The 21840-nt window shown below is 69.9% G+C and carries 19 protein-coding genes and 1 tRNA gene; 12 read left to right on the top strand and 8 right to left on the bottom strand.

Annotation, left to right across the window (positions count from 1 at the left end; genetic code table 11):
* On the bottom strand, window positions 1-76 hold a 76-nt coding region (locus VGD32_RS14260), incomplete at its 3' end, for a hypothetical protein (RefSeq protein ID WP_414644378.1).
* Between the two features lie 298 nt (window positions 77-374).
* Here VGD32_RS14260 and VGD32_RS08365 point away from each other — a divergent pair.
* The 5 genes from VGD32_RS08365 (at window position 375) to VGD32_RS08345 (ending at window position 5564) form a co-directional block, all read left to right on the top strand.
* Window positions 375-451: transfer RNA gene (locus VGD32_RS08365), tRNA-Arg, on the top strand.
* 110 nt (window positions 452-561) lie between these two features.
* Window positions 562-2184, top strand: a complete 1623-nt coding sequence (locus VGD32_RS08360) for a DUF4173 domain-containing protein (protein WP_331031434.1) — start codon at window positions 562-564, stop codon at window positions 2182-2184.
* Between the two features lie 2 nt (window positions 2185-2186).
* Window positions 2187-2897 carry a response regulator transcription factor gene (locus tag VGD32_RS08355; RefSeq protein WP_331031433.1) on the top strand — a complete coding sequence of 237 codons (711 nt, stop codon included), beginning with the start codon at window positions 2187-2189 and terminating at the stop codon, window positions 2895-2897.
* 8 nt (window positions 2898-2905) lie between these two features.
* Window positions 2906-4492: a HAMP domain-containing sensor histidine kinase gene (locus tag VGD32_RS08350; protein ID WP_331031432.1), complete on the top strand. Its 1587-nt coding sequence runs from the start codon at window positions 2906-2908 to the stop codon at window positions 4490-4492.
* Between the two features lie 106 nt (window positions 4493-4598).
* Complete coding sequence (locus VGD32_RS08345; RefSeq protein ID WP_331031431.1) at window positions 4599-5564, top strand: NAD(P)-dependent oxidoreductase; 966 nt, start codon at window positions 4599-4601, stop codon at window positions 5562-5564.
* Window positions 5565-5573: 9 nt separating this feature from the next.
* Here VGD32_RS08345 and VGD32_RS08340 read toward each other — a convergent pair whose 3' ends face one another.
* Window positions 5574-5981 carry a DUF983 domain-containing protein gene (locus tag VGD32_RS08340; RefSeq protein ID WP_331031430.1) on the bottom strand — a complete coding sequence of 136 codons (408 nt, stop codon included), beginning with the start codon at window positions 5979-5981 and terminating at the stop codon, window positions 5574-5576.
* Window positions 5982-6098: 117 nt separating this feature from the next.
* Here VGD32_RS08340 and VGD32_RS08335 point away from each other — a divergent pair, with 117 nt between their 5' ends.
* Window positions 6099-6611, top strand: coding sequence for a CinA family protein (locus tag VGD32_RS08335; RefSeq protein ID WP_331031429.1), 513 nt, complete (start codon window positions 6099-6101; stop codon window positions 6609-6611).
* A gap of 37 nt (window positions 6612-6648) precedes the next feature.
* Window positions 6649-9519, top strand: coding sequence for a hypothetical protein (locus tag VGD32_RS08330; protein WP_331031428.1), 2871 nt, complete (start codon window positions 6649-6651; stop codon window positions 9517-9519).
* Window positions 9520-9531: 12 nt separating this feature from the next.
* Here the strand turns inward: VGD32_RS08330 and VGD32_RS08325 are convergent, their stop codons facing one another.
* The 3 genes from VGD32_RS08325 to VGD32_RS08315 form a co-directional block, all read right to left on the bottom strand.
* Window positions 9532-9810: an HU family DNA-binding protein gene (locus VGD32_RS08325; protein WP_324820687.1), complete on the bottom strand. Its 279-nt coding sequence runs from the start codon at window positions 9808-9810 to the stop codon at window positions 9532-9534.
* Window positions 9811-9931: 121 nt separating this feature from the next.
* Complete coding sequence (gene fliP / locus VGD32_RS08320) at window positions 9932-10687, bottom strand: flagellar type III secretion system pore protein FliP (protein WP_331031436.1); 756 nt, start codon at window positions 10685-10687, stop codon at window positions 9932-9934.
* Between the two features lie 65 nt (window positions 10688-10752).
* Complete coding sequence (locus tag VGD32_RS08315) at window positions 10753-11040, bottom strand: flagellar biosynthetic protein FliO (RefSeq protein WP_331031427.1); 288 nt, start codon at window positions 11038-11040, stop codon at window positions 10753-10755.
* Window positions 11041-11197: 157 nt separating this feature from the next.
* Between VGD32_RS08315 and flgB the strand changes: the two genes are divergently transcribed.
* The 5 genes from flgB (at window position 11198) to VGD32_RS08290 (ending at window position 14199) form a co-directional block, all read left to right on the top strand.
* Complete coding sequence (gene flgB, locus VGD32_RS08310; protein WP_331031426.1) at window positions 11198-11602, top strand: flagellar basal body rod protein FlgB; 405 nt, start codon at window positions 11198-11200, stop codon at window positions 11600-11602.
* Between the two features lie 44 nt (window positions 11603-11646).
* On the top strand, window positions 11647-12033 hold the full coding sequence (gene flgC, locus VGD32_RS08305; RefSeq protein ID WP_331031435.1) for a flagellar basal body rod protein FlgC: 387 nt from the start codon (window positions 11647-11649) through the stop codon (window positions 12031-12033).
* A gap of 10 nt (window positions 12034-12043) precedes the next feature.
* Entirely contained in the window at window positions 12044-12343 is a 300-nt protein-coding gene (gene fliE / locus VGD32_RS08300) for a flagellar hook-basal body complex protein FliE (RefSeq protein WP_331031425.1), read from the top strand.
* A 101-nt stretch (window positions 12344-12444) separates the two neighbouring features.
* Window positions 12445-13767 carry an amidohydrolase family protein gene (locus VGD32_RS08295; protein WP_331031424.1) on the top strand — a complete coding sequence of 441 codons (1323 nt, stop codon included), beginning with the start codon at window positions 12445-12447 and terminating at the stop codon, window positions 13765-13767.
* A gap of 54 nt (window positions 13768-13821) precedes the next feature.
* Entirely contained in the window at window positions 13822-14199 is a 378-nt protein-coding gene (locus tag VGD32_RS08290; protein WP_331031423.1) for a VOC family protein, read from the top strand.
* A 306-nt stretch (window positions 14200-14505) separates the two neighbouring features.
* On the opposite strand, the gene VGD32_RS08285 is transcribed toward VGD32_RS08290, so the two are convergent.
* The 3 genes from VGD32_RS08285 to VGD32_RS08275 all read right to left on the bottom strand — a co-directional run.
* The gene (locus tag VGD32_RS08285) at window positions 14506-15657 is read right to left on the bottom strand and encodes an acyltransferase (protein ID WP_331031422.1); all 1152 of its coding nucleotides are present in this window, start codon (window positions 15655-15657) and stop codon (window positions 14506-14508) included.
* A 57-nt stretch (window positions 15658-15714) separates the two neighbouring features.
* The gene (locus VGD32_RS08280; protein WP_331031421.1) at window positions 15715-17757 is read right to left on the bottom strand and encodes a response regulator; all 2043 of its coding nucleotides are present in this window, start codon (window positions 17755-17757) and stop codon (window positions 15715-15717) included.
* A partial coding sequence (locus tag VGD32_RS08275; protein WP_331031420.1) for a HAMP domain-containing protein occupies window positions 17757-21840 on the bottom strand: 4084 nt, incomplete at its 5' end. The genes VGD32_RS08275 and VGD32_RS08280, both read right to left, overlap by 1 nt.

The raw sequence follows: 21840 nt of genomic DNA, 5'->3' as shown, positions 1-21840 counted from the left end.
GGGTCTTGCCGGTGTTGGTGGGGCCCAGCACCGCGACGACGCGCGAGGGGGCCATGCCGGTGGCGCGGTCGCTCATGAGACTGAAAAGGTGGCTGTTCCCGCCCGGTTCCTCAAGCGCCGTGGAGACGATTCCCGCGCCGGTAAACGGTGGAGCCTGGTCCGGCGGAACAGGGGCGAAACGAATCAGGACCGAATCACCGACACGGCCCGATTCGGGATTTGTTCTCCACAAGATATTGTATCTTAAAGCCGATTAACCACAACAGCGAACGCGGCCGGCCGTCTGCCTGTCGCCCAAGGGAAGACGGTGCGGGCGATTTTCCGTTTCGGTCCCGCTTCCCCCCCGCGTCGCGACCCGCTAGGTCAGCGCCTATGGCCCCGTAGCTCAGCTGCATAGAGCAAGGCTTTCCTAAAGCCGAGGTCGCAGGTTGGAGTCCTGCCGGGGTCGCCATCCCCCCACTGCACCGCTTCTGCACTCCGCCTGCGTGCAACCTCCTCGCCGGGCCCCGCAGGTCTGAACCTCGCCCCGCGACAACGGCCGCCTCGAGAGGGGAGGCGGTCATGCTTCAGAACCATCCATTCACCCGCGGCGGCTTCTGGCTGAAGGCCGGGATCGCATTCCTGCTGGCCGCCCTGGCCGACGCCCTGTTCTTCTTCCATCAGCCCGGCGCCACCCTGGGCGCCTTCGCCCTGGCCTGGGTGATCGGCGTCGCCTTCGCCCGGCCGGGCCTGAGGCGCGACCCCCGGGCCCTCTTCGCCCTGGCGGCCGCCGTGCTGCTGGCGCTCGTGCTCATCGATCGGCCCGGCGTGCTGGCATGGGCGCTGTTCGGCCTGATGCTGAGCGTCGCCGTGCTGTCGGCGCGGGTGCGGGCCGGGGATCCGGTCTGGCGCTGGGCCCAGAGGCTGGTGGCGCACGCAGTCGTCTCGGCGGTCGGTCCGGTGATCGATCTGGCGCGCCTGACCCGCCCGCGCCGGCGCAGCCGCCGGGGCGGGCTGTCGCTGTGGCGGCTGGCGAAGATGCTGGTTCTGCCCCTGACCGGGGGCGCGGTCTTCCTGGCGCTGTTCGCCAGCGCCAATCCGCTGATCTCCAACGCCCTCGATCAGGTCCGCGCGCCGTCGCTCTCCGGAGAGACGATCCTGCGCGCCTGGTTCTGGGGCCTCGTCCTGCTCACGGTCGGCGCCACCCTGCGCCCGCGCTGGCGGCGCAAGCTGATCGCCTTGCCGTCGCTGGGAGACGCGAGGATCCCGGGCGTCAGCGGCGCCTCGATCACCCTGTCGCTGGTCGTGTTCAACGCCCTGTTCGCCCTGCAGAACGGCCTCGACCTCGCCTTCCTGTGGAGCGGCGCAGAACTGCCCGAGGGCGTGACCCTGGCGGAGTACGCGCACCGCGGGGCATATCCCCTGATCGCCACCGCCCTGCTCGCCGGACTGTTCGTGCTGGTGGCGCTGCGCCCCGGATCGGAGACGGCGAGGAAGCCGCTGGTGCGGACCCTTGTGGTGCTCTGGGTCGGCCAGAACATGCTGCTGGTGGCGTCCAGCCTGCTGCGCACGGCCGACTATATCGAAGCCTACGCCCTGACCCGGTTCCGCATCGCGGCGATGATCTGGATGGTTCTGGTCGCCGCCGGCCTGCTGCTGATCCTGTGGCGGATGCTGCGCGGCAACGACGGGCACTGGCTGATCGACGCCAACGTCCGCCTCACCCTGGTCGTGCTGGCGCTGGTCAGCACCGTCGACCTCGGCGCCGTCGCCGCGGCCTGGAACGTGCGCCACGCCCGCGAGATCGACGGCACGGGCGCGATCCTGGACCTCGGCTACCTCCGCTTCCTCGGCGCCCCGGCCCTGGTCTCGCTGGTCGAGCTGGAGCAGCGGACGGAGGACCCAGAGCTGCGCGACCGGGCCGCCGCCGTCCGCGCCGAGCTGCATGCGCAGGTCCGCCGTCAGCAGTCCGGCTGGCGCGGCTGGACCTGGCGGGACGCGCGCCGGCTGGAGAGAATCGAGGCGCTGACCAGGAATCGCCCGCTGGCGCGGCCGCAACCCGGCCCCCGGAATCGGGACGGCAGCCTCAGGTCGCTCGCGCCCGCGCTTCCCACGCTCCCGGCGCCGTCGTTCGAAGAGCCGGTTCCCGCGCCGCCGCCGCCGGCCTCGCCCCCGCAGCCGTTGACCTCGGGGCCGGGAGCCTGAACATGGCCGCCATGCAGCGCACCGTCCTGGTGGTCGACGACGACCCGCACATCCGCGACCTTCTGACCTTCGCGCTGCAGAAGGCCGGCCTCGCCACGCGCGAGGCGGCGGATGGCGAGGCGGCCCTGGCCGATATCGCCGCCCACGCCCCGGACCTGGTGGTGCTGGACATCAACATGCCGCGCATGGACGGCATTGAGGTCTGCCGCCGCATCCGCGCCCAAGGCGATCTGCCGGTGCTGTTCCTGTCATCGCGCGACGACGAGATCGACCGGGTTCTGGGCATCGAGCTCGGAGCCGACGACTATGTGGTCAAGCCGTTCAGTCCGCGCGAGGTCGTCGCCCGCGTCGCCGCCATCCTGCGCCGCACCGCGCGCACGCCGCCGGCCGAGCCGTCGGGGATGGTTTCGCACGGCCGCCTGACGCTGGACGCCGACGGCTGGCGCGCCCGCTGGGACGGCGCCGAGGTGCCGCTGACGGTGACGGAGTTCAGCATCGTGCGGGTGCTGGCCGACGGGCCGCGGCGGGTGTTCAGCCGCGACGCGATCATCGACCGGGTCCACGGTCCGGGCTTCGCCATGACCGACCGCACCATCGACAGCCACGTCCGCAACCTGCGCATCAAATTCGCCGCGGCCGGCGGAACGGACGTGGTCGAGACCCGCGCCGGCGTCGGCTACCAGCTCGGGCCCTGCGTCGGCGGCCTGGCGTGAACGGCCGGGTGCGCGCCTGGATCCGGGCGCACTGGCCGGCGCTGAGGCTGCGCACCATCCTGCTGTCGGTGCTGCTGTTCGCGGCCATTCTGCCGGGTATCAGCGCCATCTTCCTCAGGGTCTACGAGAACACCCTGGTGCGGCAGACCGAGGCGGAGCTGATCGCCCAGGCGGCGACGCTGTCCGCCACAGCGGAGACGTTCTGGCCCGGCGCGCCAGGCTTCGACCCGGACGCCGTTCAGCGGGACGTCCCCGGCTATTACCGGCCGGAGCCGGCCACCATCGACCTCGGCTCGACCCCCGTCCTGCCGGCGCGGCCGTCGCCTCAAACCCCGGGCGCCCCGGTCGACCCGGCGGCGGTCATGGTAGGCGAGAGGCTCGCGCCGGTGATGGAGCGGACGAGCCAGACCACGCTGGCGTCGATCATCTTCCTCGACCGCTCCGGCGTGGTCGTCGAAGGCTATGGCGAGGGGGGCAGCTGGCGCGATCTGCCCGAGATCCGCGCCGCCCTGGCGGGTCGGGCGGAGACCGTGCTGCGGCGCAACGATTCCTACCACCCGCGCTATTCGATGGAATGGCTCAGCCGCGCCTCGGCCCTGCGCATCCACCACGCCCGGCCGGTGATCGTCGGCGGTGAGGTGCGAGGGGTGATCCTGGCGTCCCGCTCGCCCCGCGCCCTGTTCCGCGGCATCTATCAGGACCGCATCAAGATCGGTCTCGGCGCGGCGGGCACTCTGGGACTGATCGCCCTGCTCGCCGTGCTGGTGTCGCGCGGCATCGCCCGGCCGATCGAGGCGCTGAGCCGCGCCGCCCGCGACGTGACCTCGGGTGCAGGCTCGCTGCCGCCGCCCCCGGCCACAGCGGCGGTCGAGATTAGGACTCTCTACGAGGATTTCGGCCGCATGGCCGAGGCCGTCGAGCGGCGCTCCCGCTATCTGCGCGACTTCGCCGCCGCCGTCAGCCACGAGTTCAAGACCCCGCTGGCCGGCATCCAGGGCGCGGTTGAACTGCTGCAGGACCACGGCGACAGCATGGAGCCCGCCCAGCGCCGCCGCTTCCTCGACAACATCGCGGCCGACGGCCGCCGCCTGTCCGCCCTCGTCACCCGCCTGCTGGATCTGGCGCGGGCGGACATGGCGCGCCCCGAGGCCGGGCTGGCGGTCGACCTGCGACCCGCCCTCCGGAAGGCCGTGGACGCCCGGGCGCCGGAGCTCAGGGTCGACCTCGTCCTGCCCGAAGGCTTGCCGCCGGTCGCCGCCCCCGCCGCGACGATCGAGATGGTTGTCTCGACCCTGCTCGAGAACAGCCGGCAGGCCGGCGCATCGATCGTGCGGATCGAGGCTCGCCCGGCCGGCGACGTGGTCATGCTGACGGTCAGCGACAACGGCCCGGGGGTCGCGGCCGCCGACGCGCGGCGCATCTTCGAGCCGTTCTTCACCACCCGTCGCGGCGAGGGCGGGGCCGGTCTGGGCCTGTCGATCGCCCGGGCCCTGCTCGCCGCCAATCAGGCCACGCTCGACCTGCGGCCGTCCGGCAGCGGAGCCGTATTCGAGCTCGGACTGCCCGTCGCCGCCGCCGCGCCGCCTGCGCCGTAAAAAATCGCACCGGACGGGGAACAATCGATCTCCGTACCGGTTGATCCGCGCCGAGCGCGGGAGGGCTCGCCCGGCATGCGCGGGCGAGGGCCGCGCCGGGGCGTGGATGATGCGGGTACTGGTGACCGGAAGCTCGGGTTTCGTCGGCAAGGCGCTGATGCGCGAGCTCGCGGAGCAGGGGCACGAAGCGATGGGCTTCAGCCGGCGGGCGCGGGACGGCCGCACCCTGGTCGGCGATCTGCTGGATCCCGGCTCCATCGCCACCGCCCTGAGCGAAGTTCGACCCGAGGTGGTGTTCAACCTGGCCGCCGAGACCGATCTGAAAGGCGCCGCCACGGGCGGGTATGCGGCCAATACCGTGGGGGTTGCGAATCTTCTGGACGCGCTTGTCCATGCGCCGTCCGTGAAGCGGGTGATCTGGGCCTCGTCGCAGCTGGTCTGCAAGCCGGGCAAGACCCCGGCCCACGACACCGATTACGACCCCGAAGGCGGCTATGGCGAGAGCAAGGTCCTGGCCGAGAAGATGATCCGGTCCCGCAATGGCGGCGGCAAGGAGTGGGTCATCTTCCGCTCGACCACCATCTGGGGGCCGGGCATGAGCGACCACTACGCCGCCATCCTCGGCATGATCCGCCGCGGCCTGTATTTCCACGTCGGCGGCCGGCCGCTGATGAAGTCCTACTCCTACATCGAGAACCTGGCCGAACAGCTGGTCACGCTTGCGACAGCCTCGGCCAATCAGGTCCACGGCCGCACCTTCTATCTGGCCGACAGCGATCCGATCGACCTGCGTGACTGGGCCGGGGGATTCGCCAAGCGGTTCCGCAAGCCCATTCCGACCATGCCGACGCCGCTGGCGCGGTCCCTGGCCGTAACGGGCGACCTGCTGACGAAGAGCGGCATCCGCTTTCCGCTGACCAGCCAGCGGCTCGACAACATGCTGACCGAATACGTCTATGACGTCCGCCCGATCGAGGAGGTCCACGGCCGTACGCGCATCGACATGGACGAGGGGATCGAGCGGACGGCGCGGTGGTATCTGGAGCGCGAAGGGGAGAGCGCCGTCCACTGATCCGGCGGATCAGCGCCAGCGCGAGCCCTTGCCGTGCTTGCCGACGCTCTCGAACTCCGGCGGCGCGGCCTTGTGAACGTACTGTTCCGCGACCAGCCAGCCTTTCAGCGGCCGCAACACGCCGAGGCAACCGATGACCAGCAGCGGCATGGTCACGACCATGTGCACCCAGACCGGCGGATGGACGCCGAACTCGAACCACATGAACAGGGCCATGCCCACGACGCCGACCAGGCTCATGCCGAAGAAGGCCGGACCGTCGGCGGGCTCGGCGAAGCCGTAGTCGAGGCCGCATTCCGGGCAGGACTCCCGGATGGTCAGGTATCCCTTCAGCAACGGTCCCTTGCCGCAGCGCGGGCAGCGGCAGCGCAGGCCGATCGAGAGCGTGTTGAGCCGGGGGTAGTCGGGGTCGGTCACGGCGAAGTCCTGACGGGAGGCCGTCTCATGTCGGCTTCGGGGGCGCTGGCCGCAAGCCGCCCGATTGTCGCGGAGGGCCGGAGGGAACACACCGGGAAGCGCGACCGTTCGGAGAGCATGACGGAAACCCTGAGCCCGGCTTTGCCGAACGATATCGAGGACTTGATCGAGCGGGTGCTGAAGGCCGCCGGCGACAGCGGAGTCACTCTCGCGACCGCCGAAAGCTGCACCGGGGGCCTGATCGCCTCGGTCCTCACCGACGTGGAGGGGCGATCCCACGTCTTCGAGCGCGGCTATGTCGTCTACACCAACGAGGCCAAGGCCGACGAACTGGCGGTGCCGCTGCGTCTGATCGAGCAGAACGGAGCGGTTTCCGAACCGGTCGCCCGGGCCATGGCCGAGGGCGCGCTGCGATCGTCCGGCGCGGGCGCGGCCATCGCCGTCACCGGCTTCGCCGGCGCGGCCGGCCCCGACGACGAGCCCGGCCTGGTCCACTTCGCCCTCGCCGCGGCCGGCGCGCCGACGGTGCACGAGGAGCATCATTTCGGCGACCGGGGACGGGGGCCCGTCCGGCTCGAGTGCCTGCGGACCGCGCTGGGGATGATGGAACGGGCGGTCACCAACCGTTAACCGCGTTGAAAGGCGGCTCGCGCGAGGGTGCGCGCGCATGTCCGGGGCTTCGTCAAAGCGCATCCTGAGAACCACCGTCGCCGCCGCCGCGGCCGGCGCGGTCGCGTTCGCGCCGCTGGCGCCGCTGGCGCAGGAAGCCGCCGCCGCGCTCGACCCGGTGACCATCAGAATCGGCGCCAATTCGGAGTTCACCCGCATCGAGTTCGCCGGGGTGGTGGGATCCCGCTCGCGCGTGCGCCGCGAGGGCGACCAGGTCATCGTCCGCATCGGCTCCACCGCCGCCCCCGATGTTTCGCGCCTCAAGGTCGACCCGCCCAAGGGTGTCGCCAAGGTCGAAACGCGGGCCGTCCAGGGCGCCACGGAACTGGTCCTGACCCTCGCGGCCGGCGCCGACGCGCGGTCGGGCAGCGCCGACGGGGCCGTCTATCTGAACCTCTACGCCGAGGCGCCGCAGGCCGCGCCAGGCTCGGCGGCGCGGTCCGTCCCGGTCGTGGCCCAGGCTTCGGCCGGCAAGGTCAGCCTCGCCTTTCGCTGGCCCGCGCCGGTCGGCGCCGCCGTCTTCCGCCGCGGCGAGGCGGTCTGGATCGTGTTCGACACCCCCGCGCGGCTGGACATGTCCGGCGCCACGCAGCTGGGACCCGCCTCGGACGCGCACTGGACCGCCGGGCCCGACCACGTCGCCATCCGCGTCGCCGCCCCCGCCAACGCCCCGGTCTCGGCCGCCGCCAGCGGCTCGACCTGGACCGTGACCATCGGCGGCCCGGCCGTGGCGGTCGAAGGCGTGCGGATCGACCGCGACGACACCGGCAAGCCGGTTCTCGTCGCCCGCATGGCCGGGGCCACCAAGGCGGTCTGGCTGACCGATCCGCTGGTCGGCGACCGCTTCGCCGCCGTCACGGCCCTGGCCCCGGGCAAGGGCTTCGGGGACCGCCGCCGCACGGTCGATCTCGCCCTGCTGCCGACCGCCCACGGCCTCGCGGTCGAGACCGCCGCCACTGACCTCGCGGTGCATGCCGACGGTGATCTGGTCACCCTCAGCCGGCCCGGCGGCCTCACCCTATCGGCGCCCTCCGCCGGTCTCGACGCCGCCCCCGCCGACGGCGGCGCCCCGGTTCGGGCCCGGCATCCCGGGCTGATTCTCGCCGAATGGGCCGAGGTGGGCCACGCCGGCTTCTCCGCCCGCTACCGCCAGCTGCAGGACGCCGCCGCGGCCGAGGCCAACGCCGCCGCCGACGACCCCCGCGCCCCGGTCGAGGCCCGCTTCGCCTTCGCCCGTTTCCTTGTCGGCTCCGGCCTCGGCTACGAGGCCATCGGCGTGCTCAACGCCATCGTGGCGAGGGCCCCGAACATGGCGGGCGAGCCCGAGCTGCGCGGCCTGCGCGGGGCCGCCCGGGCCTCGATCGGCCGCTTCGAGGAGGCCCAGGGCGATTTCGCTTCCGCCGCCGTCGCCGGCGATCCGGCCTCCGCCGTCTGGCGCGGCTACATGGCTTCGGCCGCGGGCGACCACGCCGCCGCGCGCCAGGCCTTCGCCGCCGGGGCCAAGGCCGTCGACGGCTTCCCGCCCGCCTGGCGCGCCCGCTTCGGCGCCGCCCACGCCCTGTCGGCGCTGGAGACCGGCGACCTCGAGGCGGCGCGTTCGCTGCTGGCCTACAGCTTCAGCCAGAACGCCCCCGCGGCCGACCAGCTCGCCGCCCGGCTGGTGCAGGCGAAACTGTTCGAGCTCGACGGCCAGTCGGACCGGGCGCTGGCGGTCTATACCGCCGTGGGACGCGCCCCGCTCGACGCTGTCGCGGTGCCGGCGAAGCTCGCCGTGGTCCGCCTGTCGCTGGCGAAGGGGGCGATGAAGCCCGACGCCGCCGCCGCCGCTCTCGAGAGCCTGCGCTGGCGCTGGCGCGGCGACGCCACCGAACTGGCCGTGATCCGTCAGCTGGGCCAGCTGTACCTGTCGCAGGGGCTGTACCGCGAGGCCCTGACCGCCCTGAAGGGCGCCGGTCCGGGGTTGCACCGGCTCGACGAGGCCGCCGACATCCAGGCCGACCTGGGCGCCGCCTTCCGCATGCTGTTCCTCGAGGGCGGTGCGGACGGACTGCAGCCGGTCCAGGCGCTGGGGCTGTTCTACGATTTCCGCGAGCTGACCCCGATCGGCGCCGACGGCGACGAGATGGTCCGCCGTCTGGCCCGCCGGCTGGTGGACGTCGACCTGCTCGACCAGGCCGCCGAACTGCTCAAATACCAGGTCGACAACCGCCTGGACGGCGTCGCCAAGGCCCAGGTCGCGACCGATCTGGCCACCGTCTATCTGATGGACCGCCAGCCCGAGGCGGCGCTGCAGGCCATCTGGGGCTCGCGCACCACCCTGTTGCCGTCCGCGCTGAATGCCGAGCGGCGGGCGCTGGAGGCCCGGGCCCTGGCCGGTCTCGGCCGTTACGACCACGCGCTGGAGGTGCTGGGCGCCGACGCCAGCCCCGAGGGCCGCGACGTTCGCGCCGAGGTGCTGTGGAAGCAGGAGAAATGGGCCGAGGCGGCCGCTCTCTACGAAGCCCGTCTCGGCGAGCGCTTCAGGGACCCGGCCGCCCTCACGGCGGACGAGGAGGCGAGGCTGATCCGCGCCGGCGTCGGTTATTCCCTGGGCCGGGAGTCGGCTGGACTGACGCGCCTGTCGCGCAACTACCGCCCCTATATCGCCGGCGCCCGGGCGAAGTCGGCGCTGGCGATCGCGCTGGATGCGGGGGAGGGGGACGGCCCCTTCGCCGGCGATTTCGCGGCCCTGACCGCCTCGGCCGACACCTTCGCGGGCTGGGTCGCGTCCATGAAGGCCGAGCTCAGACAGAAAACGGGCGGGAACCGACCCGCGGCCCCCGCCCGTCCTCAAGCTTCGGCGCCGGCTCCTGCGAGACCGGCCGCCTGAACCTTCGGGTTCTTACTTGTTGACCGCATCCTTGAGCGGCTTCGACACGCGGAAGCGCACGGCCTTGGAAGCGGCGATCTTGATCGTCGCGCCGGTTGCCGGGTTGCGGCCCTCGCGGGCGGCGCGGGCGGCGGTGTCGAACACGCCCAGGTTCGAGATGCGAACATCGCCGCCGGCGGTCAGCGACTTGTGGATGTTCTTCACCAGCGCGTCGAGGACACGGCCGGCGTCGGCTTGCGAGACGCCCGCGTCCTTGGCGGCGGCGGCGATGAGTTCGGCTTGAGTGGTCATTGTGGGTCGTTTCCCGATTGAAGCTCGCCCCCCGATTCAAGGGCGATGACGGACGGATTGACGCCGCTTTTTCTTCCCTTGGCAAGCGACTTTGCCGTTCAAACCCCCACGGGCTGGGGATTTAACCCGTTCCGGAGGCGCGCTGGAAGCTCTCGACGAGGCTTCCGGCGACCAGTCTCCAGCCGTCCACGAGCACGAAAAAGATCAGCTTGAAGGGCAGGGAAATCACCACCGGAGGCAGCATCATCATGCCCATCGACATGAGCACGCTGGCGACCACCAGATCGATCACAAGGAACGGAACGAAAAGGAGAAATCCGATTTCGAAGGCCCGCTTCAACTCGCTGATCATGAAGGCCGGAGTGACCACTCTCAGGGGCAGGTCGGCGACCGGCGTGGCGGCCTCCACCTGGGACAGGCGGGTGAACAGGGCGAGGTCGTCCCGATCGACCTGCGCCAGCATGAAAGTCTTCACAGGTTCGGACGCCGCATCGAAGGCCTGGGGCAGCTCCATCTGCTGGTCCAGCAGGGGGCGGATGCCCGAATCATAGGCGTCCTGCCACGTCGGGGCCATGACGATGGCGCTCAGGAACAGGGCCAGGGACACCAGCACGGCGTTGGGCGGCGCCTGCTGCATGCCGAGGGCCGTGCGCAGCAGCGACAGGACCACGACGATGCGCACGAAGCTGGTGGTCATGATCACGATGGACGGCGCCAGCGACAGCACGGTCATCAGGCCGACCAGCTGCACAACCCGTTCGGTCAGTCCCGCCCCGGTGCCCAGGTCGACGTTGATCGCCGCCCCGGGTCCGCCCGCGGCGGCCACGTCCTGCGCCAGCGCGGCCAGCGGCCACAACAGGCACAGGGCGGTGGTCATCAGCGACAGCAGCGCGGCGCGCTTCAGCTCGGCGCGGCTGGGCAGGACGAAAACCTCCCTGAGGCTCACGACCCGGCCCCCGCGTCCGTGTTCGGGCCGCGCGGTTCGATCAACTCCCGGCCTTCGCCGAGAATCAGGAGCCGCTCCTCGTCGTCGATCTTCACCAGCACCAGGCGCCGCGCCGGGTCCAGAACCAGGGTCTCGACCACCTTCATCCGCCGTTCGCCGCGTTCGGCGCTGAGCTTCGCCAGCAGCTGCGGGGCGTAACGGCGCGCCGCCCACGCGGCCAGGCCGATGATGCCGAGGGTGAAGGCCAGGGCGAACACCGCCCGCAGCAGATCGAGGAAATTCATGCGACAGCCCCGCCGGCGAAGCATGTCCGGCGCGCCCAGCCTTCCGCGATCATGGTTAACGACGCGTTGAGATAACCTCCCATTAACCATGCGGGCGGCAGTTTCTGCCCATCGAAACGGTGGGCGAATCGCGCCCGCGAAGGGGAGGGAGACGCCCTTGGCCATCACCGACCTGCCGCTGCTCAGTCAGATCAAGGGACGCCTGAGCTGGCTGGACGAGCGCCAGCGCGTCATCGCCGAGAACGTCGCCAACGCCGATACGCCCGGCTACGTCGGCCGCGACCTCAGCCAACCCACGGATTTCGCCGCCGCGCTGCGGGGGGGCCGCGGCGTGCAGATGGTCCGCACCAGCGCCATGCACATCGCACCCGCCGGTCCGGCCGCCCGGTTCGAGGCGAAGTCAGCGCCTGATTCCGAGACCACGCTCGACGGCAACTCGGTGGTCGTCGAGGAACAGATGCTGAAGATGGCCGAGAGCCGCATGGCCTATGACGCCGCCATCGGCCTGTATCAGAAATCCATGCAGATGCTGCGCATGGCGGCCCGCGCGCCGGGCCGTTGAGGGAGTAGCCGATGACCGATCCCGTCCCGCCGCGAAACAGCGCCATGGCCGTCGCCGCCAGCGCCCTCAAGGCCCAGCAGTCGCGCATGCGCGTGATCGCCGAGAATATCGCCAACGCGCAGTCGACGGCCCAGGTGGCGGGCGGCGACCCCTACCGCCGCCAGATTCCGGTCTTCCAGGCGCGCGAGATCGACGGCGCGACCGGCGTCACCCTCGCCGAAGTCCGGCCCGACATGGGCGACTTCCGCTCCGAATATGATCCGTCACATCCAGCCGCCAACGCCGAAGGCTACGTGCTGCGTCCCAACGTCGACACCCTGGTTGAGGCGATGGACATGCGTGAGGCGCAGCGCGCGTATGAGGCCAATCTCAACGTCATCGAGACGGCGCGCTCAATGGACAGCCGCACCCTCGACCTCCTCAAGAAATAGGGCCTGACCGATGAATCCCTTGATGGCGGCCAAGGCCTATGCGGCGGTTCAGGGCGGGGCCATGCCCGCGTCCCCGGCGGCCGCTCCGGCCGGCCCGGGCTTCGCCGAGCTGCTGGGCAACGTCATGGGCGACATGACACAGACGTCGAAGGCCGCCGAGACGCAGATGACCGCCATGGTCCAGGGACAGGGCAGCCTGATCGACGTGGTCACCGCCGTCTCCTCGGCCGAGGCCTCGCTGGAGACGGTGATGGCGGTGCGCGACCAGGTGATCTCCGCCTACCAGGAGATCATGCGGATGCCGATCTGACGGCGCCGGCGCGAGCCTGACCTTACGGAGATTTCATCCGCGACGTCGCATCCGCAGGCCCGGAAGCCGGCCTCCCGTCAGGACAACAGCCCGGAGCCCCCATGTCCCGCCTGACCCTCGCGGCCGCCGCCTCGGCCCTGCTCGCCGCCTGCCTGCCGACCGCCGCCGCCGCCCAGCGCAGCCCCCAGCCGGTCACCGTCGTCCGGGTCGGGAACCTGTTCGATTCCGAGGCAGGCCGCATGGTCGGGGCGCGTGACATCCTGATCCGGGGAGACCGCGTCGCCGAGGTGGGGCAGGCGCTGGCTGCGCCGGACGGCGCGACGGTGATCGACCTGTCCGGCTGTTCGGTCCTGCCGGGACTGATCGACGCCCATACCCATCTGCTGCTCGAGCAGCGCGACGGCGAGGGCCTTTCGGACGTGGCCGCCCGCGACCAGGCGGCGCAGGGCGATGTCTATCGGGTGTTGAGCGGAGCCCGGCGCGGGCGGCAATATCTGGAGGCCGGCTTCACCACCGTTCGCGATCTCGGCAACTCCGGCGGCTACCTCGACCTGATGCTGGAGCGCGGGATCAACGATGGGCTCGTGCCGGGGCCGCGCATCTACGGTTCGGGCCCGGGGCTCGCCCCGGCCGGCGGACAGATGGAGCCAATGCCGGTCGATCCGCATCACCTCGTCGGCGCCGAATACCGCATCGTCGTCAGCCCGGACGACGCCCGTGCGGCCGTGCGGGACGCCGTCGCCCGCGGCGCCGACGTGATCAAGATGTATCCGGAGGCCACGCCCCAGCGCACCCGGATGTCCGTCGCCGAGATGGCGGCCGTGGTCTCCGAGGCCCGGCGCCATGGAATCCCCGTCGCGGCCCACGCCACTTCCGACGCCGCGATCCGCGAGGCGGTCGAGGCCGGCGTCACCTCGATAGAGCACGGCTACCAGATCTCGGACGGGACCCTGCGGCTGATGGCGGAAAAGGGCGTCTGGCTTGTGCCTACCGACCCCTCCCTTGAGATGGCGCTGGAGTTCTCGTCGACCTGGCCGCAGCAGCCGCCGCGCGAGGAACTCGAACGCCATCTGCAGGCCGGGCGCGACCGGCTGATGCGCGCGCACCGCCTGGGCGTCCGCATCGCCCTCGGTTCGGACCTCTACTTTCCCTACGGACCCGGCCGGGGCGCCGGCGCGCGCGCGACCCTGGACGGCTACGTCGAGGCGGGTCTGACGCCGGCGCAGGCGCTGCAGGCCGCGACCTGGGAAGCCGGGCGGATGCTTGGCGACGACGCGCTCGGAGCGCTGCGGGCGAACGCCTGGGCCGATCTGCTGGCCGTCGAGGGCGATCCGACGCAGGGCCTGGCGCCGCTGCGCTCGCCCCGCCTGGTCATGAAAGGCGGACGGATCGAGGCGGGCGAGGCGTCCGCCTGCGCCGGCTGAGCGGAACCTTCGGCCTCGCATCGGCGCTTTCCGTCATACTGTCCGGAGGCCGCCATGCTGAAGGCCCATAACTCGTCGGCCATCCTTGCCGTCCGCGACCTCGATCGCGCCCGCGCCTTTTATGCGGACACCCTCGGCCTGGAACTGATGGGGCGGCAGGGCGACGACCCGCTGATCTTCCGCACCGGCGACACCCGGCTGGCGGTCTACGTCTCGGAGTTCGCGGGGACAAACCAGGCGAATGCGGTCGTCTGGGGCGTGGGCGACGATCTCGAGGCCATCGTCGCCGATCTGCGCGGCAAGGGCGTTGTGTTCGAACGCTACGATTTCGAAGGGGCGACCTTCGCCGACGGCATCCACCGCTTCGGGGATTTCCGCGCGGCCTGGTTCAAGGACCCCGACGGCAACATCCTTCACCTCAACAGCGGCTAGCCCTGCGGTCGTGCTGGCCATTCCCGTTTATGCAGCACGACTGTCTCGGAATTGCCCTTTGAGATCAACCTTATAAGCTTTTCTCGACGCGATTTGTCCGCTGGACTGTGGGGCCGGCGTATAATGCTCGCGTCGACCGGTCTTTGAAAAATCCTGTCCCCTGCCGCTCCGCCGAGGAGCCGCGATTCCATTCCCCGACCCGCGATCAAGCCGACTCTGCCGACTCCGCCCCCGTGAATTTTCGACGTGCCGCCCGCGATGCCGACTCTGCCGAGTTCGCACAGCGTTTTTTTTCGCCGCACCGCCTCAGCCCTCGAGCGAGACCACTGGCTGCGCGACCGCGGCGATCCGGCGCCGTGACCGGCCCTTGAGCCAGGCCCGGATCCGCGACTGTATCGGATTGTCGATGAGGAAGTGGAAGGCGAAGGCAAAGGCGAAGGCCGCGATCACCCCGCCGACCCACAGCGCCCACTGCGCGCCGATCGGCAAGGCGAAACGGGCGATGGCCACGTTGGCGACGCCGAACCAGGCGATCCGCACCACCTCGTTGGTGATGAACATCGAGAACGAGACCTGGGCGGCCTTCTCGACCCATTTCGACGGGCGAGGAGTCGGCGTCGCGCCGGCCGCCAGGATGATGACGGAGATGCAGGCCAGCGAGATCAGGGCGTGCTTGTCGAAATACTGGACGAAGGCGAGCGCCAGCGCCGCGCCGATCCCGGCCCAGCCGGCCAGCTTCGGGCTGATCCAGACCTTCTGCGCGAACCAGGCCAGCGCCACGCCCAGCGCGAACAGCGGCAGGGCGCGGATGAAACCGTAGCCCATCGGCATCTGGTAGACCGGATAGCCCAGCAGGCTCCAGATCAGCTGGTTGGCCAGCAGATAGCCGCCGACGCCCAGCGCCAGCACGCTCCACGGCCCCAGTCGGGCGATGCCCTTCAGCAGCCACGGGAAGGCCAGGTAGCAGCCGATCAGGGCCGAGATCGACCAGCTCGGTGCGTTCCAGCCGAGACCGCCGGGCACGCCGAACGCCTGGGTCAGGGTCAGTTGGGCCGGCAGTTGATCCCAGCGGAACCACTCCGGCGCCCGGGGAGAGAAGCCCAGCGCGCCGCCGCCGACGATCAGGACGACCAGCCCGAGGCCCATGATCAGGTGGGCGGGCACGACCCGCAGATAGCGCTTGAGGAAGAAGTCGCCGGCCGACATCCGACCTCCGGCCACCGAAGCGCCGTAGACGCGCATCAGCACATAGCCGCTGTCGATCAGGAAGAAGTTGGTCAGCAGGAAGCCGCCCCGCTCGAACACCGGATGCAGACCCTCGGCCAGCGCCACCGGTCCCGCGCCCTGGAAGTGATGCAGGATGATCAGGCCGGCCACGATGAAACGCAGCGCGTCGAGCCATCCTCCCCTGACGATGGGAAGTGTCTCATTCCGGGTCGAAATCGCCGTCCAGGCCATCGGAAAAGCCTCCTCTGAGGCGAATTCCGCAAGGATCGGGCCGGGTCGGCCGCCGGGTCAGTGAGACGAGGCCTCCAGACCGGCCACGCGCGGCGGCGCCACCGGACCTTCCGCCAGCACGCGGCGGATCCTGGTCGCCAGGGCGGCCCGTTCGTACGGCTTCTCGATCAGGGCGAACTCATGCGACAGCCCCTGGACCGCGTCGCCCAGGTATCCCGAGGTCAGCAGGATCTTCAGGTCGGGGCGCATCGCCTGGGCCCGGCGGGCCAGCTCGATGCCGTTCAATCCCCCCGGCATGACCACGTCCGAGAACAGCAGGTCGTAGGCCTGGTCGCTTCCCAGCCTGTGCAGGGCGCCGGCGGCGTCGGCCGCCACCTCGCACTGGTAGCCGAGGCCGTTCAGCATATCGAGACACACGCTCAGCACCGCAGGATCGTCCTCGACGATCAGCACCCGTTCCGATCCGGTTTCGGCCTCCACGGCGTCGCCGGGGGCGACGACCTCGGCCGGCCTCTCCGCCGTCAGGGGCAGGGTCAGGGTGAAGACCGCGCCCTCGCCCGGGGCGCTCGACACTTCGACCTTGCCGCCCGACTGGGCGACGAAGCCATAGACCTGCGACAGTCCCAGACCCGAGCCCCGGCCGATGTCCTTGGTGGTGTAGAACGGCTCGAACACCCGGTTGGCGACCTCGGAGCTCATGCCCGAGCCTGTATCGGAGACCCGGATCAGGGCGCAGTCGGCCCCGTCTTCACCGGCGGCGCGCCGGGCGTTGATCATCAGCACCCCGTCGCTGTCCATGGCGTCGCGGGCGTTGACCGCCAGGTTGAGCAGGGCGGTCTCCAGATGGGTCGGATCGACGAAGGCGTGCAGAGGCTCGGCCGACAGGTCCAGTTCGATCGCCACGCCTTCGCCGACCGCCTGCTTCATCAGCGGCAGGAAGTTGCGGATCAGGGTGTTCAGGTCGACCACGCTGGGGTTCAGCTGCTGCCGGCGGGAGAAGGCCAGCAGCTGGCGGGTCAGCGTCTGTCCCTTGTCGGCCGCCGCGCGGATGGCGGCCAGATGCTTGACCACGTTCGGCTGATCCTCGATCCGCCGCAGCAGGATGTCGGCGTTGCCCAGCACCACCGTCAGCAGATTGTTGAAGTCGTGCGCCACGCCGCCGGTCAGCTGCCCGACCGCCTCCATCTTGCGCGCCTGCGTCAGCTGCTCCTCCAGATGCCGCCGCTCGGTCACGTCCAGCAGGGTGCCGAGAATCTGGCTCTCTCCATTCTCGTCCACGATCCATACGCCCTGATCGAGGAAGGTCCGGTATTCGCCGTCGGCGCACATCCAGCGGTACTCGCAGGCGTAGGCTCCGGTCTCGGCCGCCTTCATCAGGCAGTTGGCGACTCCCTCGACATCTTCGGGATGAATCCGGCCCAGGCCAATTTCCGGCTCCTCGATGAAACGGCTTGGCTCGAACCCGGTCAGCGGCGTGATGCTGTCGCTGACGAAGCGCGCCCCGAACGGGTGGCTGCTGGTCCGGGCCGTGAATACGACCGGCAGGGATTTGAGGATCGCGTCCTGTCGTTCCCGCGCTGTCCTCAGAGCCAGCTCCGCAGCCAGCTTCTCCTCGCTGATCCGGGCGTTCTCTTCCAGCAGGGCGGACCGCTCCTCGCCCTGGCGCCGGACCTCGATGGTCTTCAGATGCAGGTCGGCGAGGATGGCCACCTTGGAGCGCAGGATGAAGGGATCGACCGGTTTGAACACCACGTCGACGGCGCCGACCGAATAGGCCTGGAAGATGTGCGCCTCGTCGCGGAACACGGCGGTGACGAAGACGATCGGCGTGTCGCGCGTGCGCGGGTGTTCGCGGATCAGTCTGGCCGTCTCATAGCCGTCCATGCCGGGCATGTGCAGATCCAGCAGGATGACCGCGAACTCCTGGACGAGCAGGAGCCGCAGGGCCTCCTCGCCCGAGCGGGCCACCACCAGTTCATGGCCCAGCACCTCCAGCGCCTCGGATGCCGCGAAGGCGTTGCGCTCGTCGTCGTCGACGATCAGCACCCGCGCAGTCAGCGGCTCGGCGGCGACGGTCTTTGTCCGGCGGGGGCTGGCCATCAGGCGTCCGCCGACTCACGTCGCGCCGGGGCCGGTTCGTCGGCCAGCCGGTGGGCGTCGGTCCGCTGGATCGACACCCGCATCACCGAGATCAGATAGTCGATGTCGACCGGCTTGGAGACGTAGTCGGAGGCCCCCGCCTGGATGCATTTCGACCGGTCGCCCTTCATCGCCTTGGCGGTCACGGCGATGATCGGCAGGTCGGCGAACTGGGCGATGGAGCGGATCTCCCGGATCGTCTCATAGCCGTCCATGTCCGGCATCATGATGTCGACAAGGACGATGTCGATCTCGGGATGCTGGCGAAGCAGATCCAGCCCGGCCCGACCGCTCTCGGCATAGTGCAGGTCGACCCCGAACTCCTCGAGCGCGCTGGCCATCGAGAAGATGTTGCGGATGTCGTCGTCGATCACCAGCGCCGTCCGCCCGGTCAGGATGGCATCCTCCTTGCGGGTCAGGGCCAAGGTCGTGCGCGCCGCCTCGGACAGCCGCTCGGTCGGCTCGTGCAGCAGCAGCGTCGCCTGCTCCAGCAGCTGCTCCGGCGTGCGCGCCATCCGCGCCTGTCCGGCGAACACCGCAAGGCGCAACCGGCGCTCGTCGGCCGCATCGAGACGATCGGGCGCGTAGACGAGAAGGGTCCGGTCGGCGGACCTCAGATAGTCGACCAGCGCCGGCACGGGCGTGCCGGACGTGTCGACGATCAGGCTGTCGGCCGGCTTGACCTTGGCCTTCGTCAGCGCCTTCAGGCTGTCGACGCGGGTGACCGACTTGAACGCGGTCTTCAGCGTCGCGGCCGCGGGGCCCGCCGGGCCGACGAAGATCAGCCGCCGGTCCGTCGTCGTGATGAAGGTTCGCACCTCGTCGAGGCTGGCCACGACCACATCGCGGTCGACCGGCTTGGAAGTGTAGCCGAACGCGCCGATCGACAGGCCGAGAGAGGCCTGGTCGTCGGCCGAGATGACATGCACCGGGATATGGCGCGTCTCGGGCGTCCGCTTCAGCAGATCGAGCAGCGCCAGTCCGTCCATGTCGGGCAGGCCGACGTCCAGCATGATGGCTTCCGGGGCATACCGCCGCGCCAGCGACGCCACCGCCGCGCCCTGCTGGGTGATGACGCCCTTGAAGCCGCAGTCGTGGACCAGCGCCAGCAGAATGGAGGCGAAGCGCGGATCGTCCTCGACGATCAGGATCACCGGCTCACCCGGCGAGAGGGCGTCGCGGTCATCGCTGACCGTTTCCACCGTTTCGGCCTCTTCCTCGACCGGCAGGGTGCGGACGGTGACCGCATTGGCCGCGTCCCGCCCGGCCGGTCCGGCGGCCACGGCCGTGGGGCTGAAGTTCAGCGGCAGATACAGGGTGAAGGTCGACCCCTTGTCCGGCTCGCTCTCGACCTTCAGCTCGCCGCCCAGCGTACGGGTGATCTCGCGGCTGATCGACAGGCCCAGGCCGGTGCCGCCGTATTTCCGGCTGGTCGTGCCGTCCGCCTGCTGGAAGGCCTCGAAGATGATCCTCTGCTTGTCCTCGGGGATGCCGATGCCGCTGTCCCTGACCGAGAAGGCCAGGACCTGGCCGGCCGTGTTCAGGTGCTCGTTGCCCGGGCTCCAGCCGCCATCCACCCGCTGGACGCTCAGCCGCACCTCGCCCGAGGCGGTGAATTTGAAGGCGTTGGACAGCAGGTTCTTGATGATCTGCTGCAGCCGCTTGTCGTCGGTGTACATCGCCGCCGGCAGGGCCGGGTCGAGATCGATCTTGAAGTCCAGCCGCTTGTCCTGGGCGATCTGGGCGAATGTCCGCTCCATCTGGTCGCGCAGCGAGTCGAACCGGGTCTCGCCGATGTCGAGGGTGACGGTGCCGGATTCGATCTTCGAAAGGTCGAGGATGTCGTTGATCAGCCCCAGCAGATCCGAGCCGGCGGCGTGGATGTTCTTGGCGAACTCGACCTGCTTGCCGGTCAGGTTCCCCTGGGTGTTCTCGCTGAGCATCTTCGACAGGATCAGCAGGCTGTTCAGCGGCGTCCGCAGCTCGTGGCTCATATTGGCCAGGAATTCGGACTTGTATTTGGAGGTCAGGGCCAGCTGCTCGGCCTTTTCCTCCAGCGCGAAGCGGGCCTGCTCGACCTCGATGTTCTTGGCCTCCACCTGCTTGTTCTGGGCCGAGAGGAGCACCGCCTTCTCCTCGAGTTCGGCGTTGGACTGCTGCAATTCCTCCTGCTTGGCGCGCAGCAGCTCCTCCGACTGACGCAGGCTGGCGGCCTGCTGCTCCAGTCGGTCGTTGGTCATCTTCAGCTCTTCCTGCTGCGCCTGGAGTTCGGCGGTCAGCAGCTGCGACTGGCTCAGCAGGCCCTCGGTGCGCATGTTGGCGGCGATGGTGTTGAGCACGATGCCGATGGATTCCATCAGCTGGCTCAAGAACGACTGGTGGGTTTCCGAGAACTCGCCAAAGGTGGCCAGCTCGATCACCGCCTTCACCTCGCCCTCGAACAGCGCCGGCAGGATGATGATGTTCAGCGGCGCCGCGCCGCCCAGGCCCGAGCCGATCTGAACATAGTCCTTCGGCACATTGGTCAGCAGGATGCGCTCCTTCTCCTTGGCGCACTGCCCGATCAGGCTCTGGCCGAGGCGGAAGGTCGGCGACAGCTGCTCGCGCTCGGTCGAGGCGTAGGCCGCGGCCAGCACGAGGATCGGCTCCTCATCGGCGTCCTTGTCCGCGACGTAGAAGACGGCGTGCTGGGCGTTGATCAGCGGGGCCAGTTCGGACAGCACCATGTTCGAGACCGTGGCCAGGTCGCGCTCGCCCTGCAGCATGCGGGTGAAGCGGGCCAGGTTGGTCTTCAGCCAGTCCTGCTCCGTGTTCTTCAGCGTCTGATCCTTCAGATTGCGGATCATCTCGTTGATGTTGTCCTTCAGCGCCGCGACCTCGCCCGAGGCCTCGACGGTGATGGAGCGGGTCAGCTCGCCCTTGGTCACCGCGGTCGACACCTCGGCGATGGCGCGCACCTGGGTGGTCAGGTTGCCGGCCAGCTGGTTGACGTTGTCGGTCAGGTCGCGCCACAGGCCGGCGGCGCCGGGCACGCGGGCCTGGCCGCCCAGCTTGCCCTCGATGCCGACCTCGCGGGCCACGTTGGTGACCTGGTCGGCGAAGGTGGCCAGCGTCTCGATCATGCCGTTGATGGTGTCGGCCAGCGAGGCGATCTCGCCCTTGGCGTCCAGCGTCAGCTTGCGCTTGAGGTCGCCGTTGGCCACCGCGGTCACGATGTCGGCGATGCCGCGCACCTGGCCGGTCAGGTTGGCCGCCATCGAGTTCACGTTGTCGGTCAGGTCCTTCCAGGTCCCGCCGACGCCCTCCACGCGCGCCTGGCCGCCCAGCTTGCCCTCGGTGCCGACCTCCTTGGCCACCCGGGTCACTTCCGAGGCGAAGGCGTTCAGCTGGTCCACCATGGTGTTGATGGTCGATTTCAGTTCGAGGATCTCGCCCTTCACGTCGACGGTGATCTTCTTCGACAGGTCGCCCCGCGCCACGGCGGTGGTGACCTCGGCGATGTTCCGCACCTGGCCCGTCAGGTTGCCGGCCATGAAGTTCACGTTGTCGGTGAGGTCCTTCCAGGTGCCGGCCACGCCCTTCACGTTCGCCTGGCCGCCCAGCTTGCCCTCGGTGCCCACTTCGCGGGCCACACGCGTCACCTCCGAGGCGAAGGCGTTGAGCTGGTCCACCATGGTGTTGATGGTCGACTTCAGCTCCAGAATCTCACCCTTCACGTCGACGGTGATCTTCTTGGACAGGTCGCCGTTGGCCACGGCGGTGGTCACCTCGGCGATGTTGCGGACCTGACCGGTCAGGTTGTCGGCCATCAGGTTGACGTTGTCGGTCAGGTCCTTCCACGTCCCCGTCACGCCGGTGACCTGGGCCTGGCCGCCCAGCTTGCCCTCGGTGCCGACCTCGCGCGCCACGCGCGACACTTCCGAGGCGAACGAGTTCAGCTGGTCCACCATGACGTTGATGGTCGACTTCAGCTCGAGAATCTCGCCCTTCACGTCGACGGTGATCTTCTTGGACAGGTCGCCGTTGGCGACGGCCGTGGTCACC

The sequence above is a fragment of the Brevundimonas sp. genome, assembly GCF_036402095.1.
Taxonomy (GTDB): Bacteria; Pseudomonadota; Alphaproteobacteria; order Caulobacterales; family Caulobacteraceae; genus Brevundimonas.
This window is presented reverse-complemented; position numbering and strand designations above follow the sequence as displayed.

Bases quoted from the DNA above. Each gene is read 5' to 3' on its own strand.
- VGD32_RS08360 (WP_331031434.1), top strand. From the start codon at position 562: ATGCTTCAGAACCATCCATTCACCCGCGGCGGCTTCTGGCTGAAGGCC.
- VGD32_RS08355 (WP_331031433.1), top strand. From the start codon at position 2,187: ATGGCCGCCATGCAGCGCACCGTCCTGGTGGTCGACGACGACCCGCAC.
- VGD32_RS08345 (WP_331031431.1), top strand. From the start codon at position 4,599: ATGATGCGGGTACTGGTGACCGGAAGCTCGGGTTTCGTCGGCAAGGCG.
- VGD32_RS08335 (WP_331031429.1), top strand. From the start codon at position 6,099: ATGACGGAAACCCTGAGCCCGGCTTTGCCGAACGATATCGAGGACTTG.
- VGD32_RS08330 (WP_331031428.1), top strand. From the start codon at position 6,649: ATGTCCGGGGCTTCGTCAAAGCGCATCCTGAGAACCACCGTCGCCGCC.
- VGD32_RS08325 (WP_324820687.1), bottom strand. From the start codon at position 9,810: ATGACCACTCAAGCCGAACTCATCGCCGCCGCCGCCAAGGACGCGGGC.
- fliP (WP_331031436.1), bottom strand. From the start codon at position 10,687: ATGACCACCGCCCTGTGCCTGTTGTGGCCGCTGGCCGCGCTGGCGCAG.
- VGD32_RS08315 (WP_331031427.1), bottom strand. From the start codon at position 11,040: ATGAATTTCCTCGATCTGCTGCGGGCGGTGTTCGCCCTGGCCTTCACC.
- flgC (WP_331031435.1), top strand. From the start codon at position 11,647: ATGGCCGTCGCCGCCAGCGCCCTCAAGGCCCAGCAGTCGCGCATGCGC.
- fliE (WP_331031425.1), top strand. From the start codon at position 12,044: ATGAATCCCTTGATGGCGGCCAAGGCCTATGCGGCGGTTCAGGGCGGG.
- VGD32_RS08295 (WP_331031424.1), top strand. From the start codon at position 12,445: ATGTCCCGCCTGACCCTCGCGGCCGCCGCCTCGGCCCTGCTCGCCGCC.
- VGD32_RS08290 (WP_331031423.1), top strand. From the start codon at position 13,822: ATGCTGAAGGCCCATAACTCGTCGGCCATCCTTGCCGTCCGCGACCTC.
- VGD32_RS08285 (WP_331031422.1), bottom strand. From the start codon at position 15,657: ATGGCCTGGACGGCGATTTCGACCCGGAATGAGACACTTCCCATCGTC.
- VGD32_RS08280 (WP_331031421.1), bottom strand. From the start codon at position 17,757: ATGGCCAGCCCCCGCCGGACAAAGACCGTCGCCGCCGAGCCGCTGACT.